The following is a 3,582-nucleotide window of genomic DNA, read 5'->3' as shown; positions in this document are numbered from 1 at the left end:
CGGTCTACGGCATCGCGCAGGACGCCTATAAGAAGGACCTGTACGACCCGTTCGAGGCGATCTGCGGCTGCACGCTGGTGGTCGAGACCGGCAACAGCAGCGAGCGGCTGGCGAAGCTGGAGGCCAACAAAGCCGCACCGGTGATCGACGTCGCCGCCATCGCCGACTTCAACGCACTGGAGGCGGTGCGCAAGGATCTGGTCCAGCCGATCGATGTCGCGAAGTTGGCGAATTACGGCGCGCTGTACGACATCGCCCAGGACCCGCTCGGCGGCCACATGGCGGTCGGCTACACCTTCTATTCCACCAGCATCGTCTACCGCTCGGACAAGGTGACGATCACCAGCTGGAAGGACCTGTTCAAGCCGGAGCTGGCCGGCCGCATCGCCCTGCCGAACATCACCACCACCCAGGGCCCGTCCGCCATCTACATGATCGACAAGGCCGAGGGCGGCACCACGCCCGACCTGAAGGCCGGCATCGACGCGATCGCCGCGAACCGGGACAATGTCGTCACCTTCTACGAGCGCGGGTCGCAGATCCCGCAGTTGTTCGAGCAGGAGGAGATCCTGGCGGCGGTGGTCGGCCGCTTCGGCTGGGCCAACATCCGCAAGCTGGATCTGCCGATCAAATGGGCGACGCCGAGCGAGGGCCAGACCGGCGGCATGAATGTGCTGACCCTGGTCAAGGGCACGAAGAACGAGGCGCTGGCGCTGCAGTTCATCGATTACTGGCTGTCCAAGGACGTGCAGACCCGGCTGGCCGCCGATCTGGTCGACAGCCCGGCCAACAAGACGGTCGAGGTGCCGGCCGAGACCGCGGAATCGCTGACCTATGGCGCCGAGACCGCCGCCAGCCTGCACTTCATCGCGCCGGCGGCCATGCTGGAGAACCGGGAAGCCTGGGTCGCCGGCTGGAACGCCAAGGTCACCCAGTAGGCCCCCGGCGATGAACAAGCTCGAGAACAAGCGCTCCCCATTCTCTCACCTGTCATTGCCGGGCTTGACCCGGCAATCCAGAGGATGTCGACAGTCTCTGGATGCCCAGATCAAGTCCGGGCATGACAATTTTCAATTCAGTTTAGAGTTCTGAGCGGCAGATGTTCGAACGACGAGGCATCGGCCTGGCCCTGATGGCGCCCGCGGCGCTGTTCGTCGCCATCGGCTTCCTGCTGCCGGTCGCGATCCTGCTGGCCGGCAGCTTCCAGTCGGCCGCCGGCTGGGGGCTGGAGAACTTCACCGGCTTCTTCGCCCAGCCGCTGAACCGCGACGTGTTCTTCCGCACCTTCCGCCTGGGCCTGGCGGTCACCGCGGTGTCGGCGGTGGTCGGCTATGCCGTGGCGCTGGTGATCGTCGACGCCTCGCCCGGCGCCAAGGGCAAGCTGGTCGGCCTGCTGGTGCTGCCGCTGATGATCTCGCCGGTGGCGCGGACCTATGCCTGGCTGGTGATCCTGGGCCGCACCGGCATCGTCAATGTGGCGCTGACCGGGCTGGGCCTGTCGGACGAGCCGATCCGCTTCCTGTTCAGCGAGACGGCGATCTTCATCGGCCTGATCCAGCTGTTCTTCCCGCTGATGGTGTTGCCGCTGGTCAGCGCGCTGGAGAACCTGCCGCCGGACGTGGTGCCGGCGGCCCGGGTGCTGGGCGCATCCTGGTGGACCGTGTTCCGGCGCATCCTGCTGCCGCTGACCCGCGAAGGGCTGGTGGTCGGCGGCACGCTGGTCTTCGTCGGTTCCCTCACCGCCTATGTCACCCCGGCGATCCTCGGCGGCTCCAAGGTGCTGATGCTGGAGACGCTGATGTACCAGCGCGTCTCCGTCGCCAACGACTATGCCGCCGCCGGGGTGATCGCGGTGATCCTGATCGGCATGAGCATCCTGACCCATGGCGTGCTGAAGCGGCTGGCCACGGCGCGGCGGAGGATCGGCTGATGCGCATCGCCGGCCGCACCCTGCTGCTTGCCGTCCTGGTGTTCCTGATCGGGCCGTTCCTGCTGATCTGCATCGCCGGGCTGTCGGGCGGCGAGACCCTGGCCTTCCCGCCGCAGGGGCTGTCGCTGCGCTGGGTCGCCAAGGTGTTCGAGGTCGAGAGCTTCCGGTCCAGCTTCGCCCTGTCGCTGGCGCTCGGGCTCGGCGCCACCGGCGCGGCGCTGCTGCTCGGCATCCCCGCCGCCTACGCGCTGGAACGCTACGAGGTGCCGGGGCGCGAGATCATCCGCACCGTGGTGACCGCGCCGATCATCGTGCCCGGCATCATCGTCGGCCTGGCCCTGCTGCGGCACCTGGTGATCCCGGCCGGCATCCCCGTGATCGCGGCGCTGTTCGTCGCCCACACCGCGCTGCTGGTGCCCTATGCCGTCCGCATCGTGTCGGCCAGCCTGCGCAACCTGCGGGTCGACATGGAGGAAGCGGCGGTGCTGCTGGGCGCCAGCCGGGCCGGCGCCTTCTTCCGGGTGGTGCTGCCGAATGTGCGCAGCGCCGTCATGGCCGCCTTCGTCATCGGCTTCGTCACCTCTTTCAACCAGGTGCCGGTGTCGCTGTTCCTGTCCGGGCCGGGGGTGTCGACCCTGCCGATCGACATGATGTTCTACATGGAATTCAACTACGACCCGTCGGTCGCTGCCCTGTCCGGTCTGCTGGCGCTGATGTCGCTGGCGATCGTGCTGGTCGCCGAACGCCTGCTGGGGCTGTCGCGCTATGTCTGAGGATTTCCTGACTCTCGACGGCCTGACCCTCGCCTATCGCGGCCAGGTCGCGGTCGACAGCTTGAGCGTCTCGCTCGGCCAGGGCGAGCTGGTCGCGCTGCTCGGCCCATCCGGCTGCGGCAAGACCACCACCATGCGGGCCATCGCCGGGCTGATGGCGCCGGTTTCCGGGCGGATCACGCTGGCGGGGCGCGACATCACCCGCGTGCCGGCCAACAAGCGCGGCGTCGGGCTGGTGTTCCAGTCCTATGCGCTGTTCCCGCACCTCTCGGTGTTCGAGAACGTCGCCTTCGGCCTGCGGCTGAAGCGGCTGCCGGGCGACGAGATCGGCCGCCGCGTCACCGCGGCCCTGGCCAATGTCGGCCTGGCCGATTTCGGCCAGCGGCTGCCCAAGGCCCTGTCCGGCGGCCAGCAGCAGCGCGTCGCCCTGGCCCGGTCGATCGTGGTTGAGCCGCAATTGCTGCTGCTGGATGAGCCGCTGTCCAACCTCGACGCCCGGCTGCGGCTGGAGATGCGCAGCGAGCTGAGCCGCCTGCAGCGCGAACTCGGCATCACCATGGTCTATGTCACGCATGACCAGTCGGAAGCCCTGGCGCTGGCCGACCGCATCATCGTGATGCGCGCCGGCAGGATCGAGCAGATGGGCACGCCCGACGCGATCTACGAAGCGCCCTGCTCGCCCTTCGTCGCCCGCTTCATGGGCTTCGAGAACACCTTCGCGGTCGAGCACGGCCAGCTGGCCGCGTCCGGCGGCAGCCTGGCGCCCGGCTTCGCCCTGCCGGCGGCGGCGAAGGCGCTGGGCTGGCGACCGCAGGCGGTGGCGCTGGGCACCGGGCCGCACCAGGGCCGGGTGCGCGGCGTGTCCTATCTCGGCCAGAC

General features: G+C 68.6%; 4 protein-coding genes. All 4 read left to right on the top strand.

Annotated elements, in window-relative coordinates:
* Positions 1-938: ABC transporter substrate-binding protein (locus tag AC3XYG_RS28155; RefSeq protein WP_489143189.1), on the top strand; the 938-nt coding region annotated here is incomplete at its 5' end.
* Positions 939-1,099: 161 nt separating this feature from the next.
* The gene (locus AC3XYG_RS28150; RefSeq protein WP_489143188.1) at positions 1,100-1,930 is read left to right on the top strand and encodes an ABC transporter permease; all 831 of its coding nucleotides are present in this window, start codon (positions 1,100-1,102) and stop codon (positions 1,928-1,930) included.
* The gene (locus AC3XYG_RS28145) at positions 1,930-2,703 is read left to right on the top strand and encodes an ABC transporter permease (protein WP_489143187.1); all 774 of its coding nucleotides are present in this window, start codon (positions 1,930-1,932) and stop codon (positions 2,701-2,703) included. Before AC3XYG_RS28150 ends, AC3XYG_RS28145 begins: the two co-directional genes overlap by 1 nt.
* A partial coding sequence (locus tag AC3XYG_RS28140; RefSeq protein ID WP_489143186.1) for an ABC transporter ATP-binding protein occupies positions 2,696-3,582 on the top strand: 887 nt, incomplete at its 3' end. The genes AC3XYG_RS28145 and AC3XYG_RS28140, both read left to right, overlap by 8 nt.

Source organism: Inquilinus sp. (assembly GCF_057815775.1).
The sequence above is the reverse complement of the archived record's forward strand: the minus strand, read 5'-3'. Positions and strand labels throughout refer to the sequence as shown.

Excerpts from the sequence above, each read along its gene's own strand:
- AC3XYG_RS28145 (WP_489143187.1), top strand. The coding sequence starts at position 1,930 with ATGCGCATCGCCGGCCGCACCCTGCTGCTTGCCGTCCTGGTGTTCCTG.
- AC3XYG_RS28150 (WP_489143188.1), top strand. The coding sequence starts at position 1,100 with ATGTTCGAACGACGAGGCATCGGCCTGGCCCTGATGGCGCCCGCGGCG.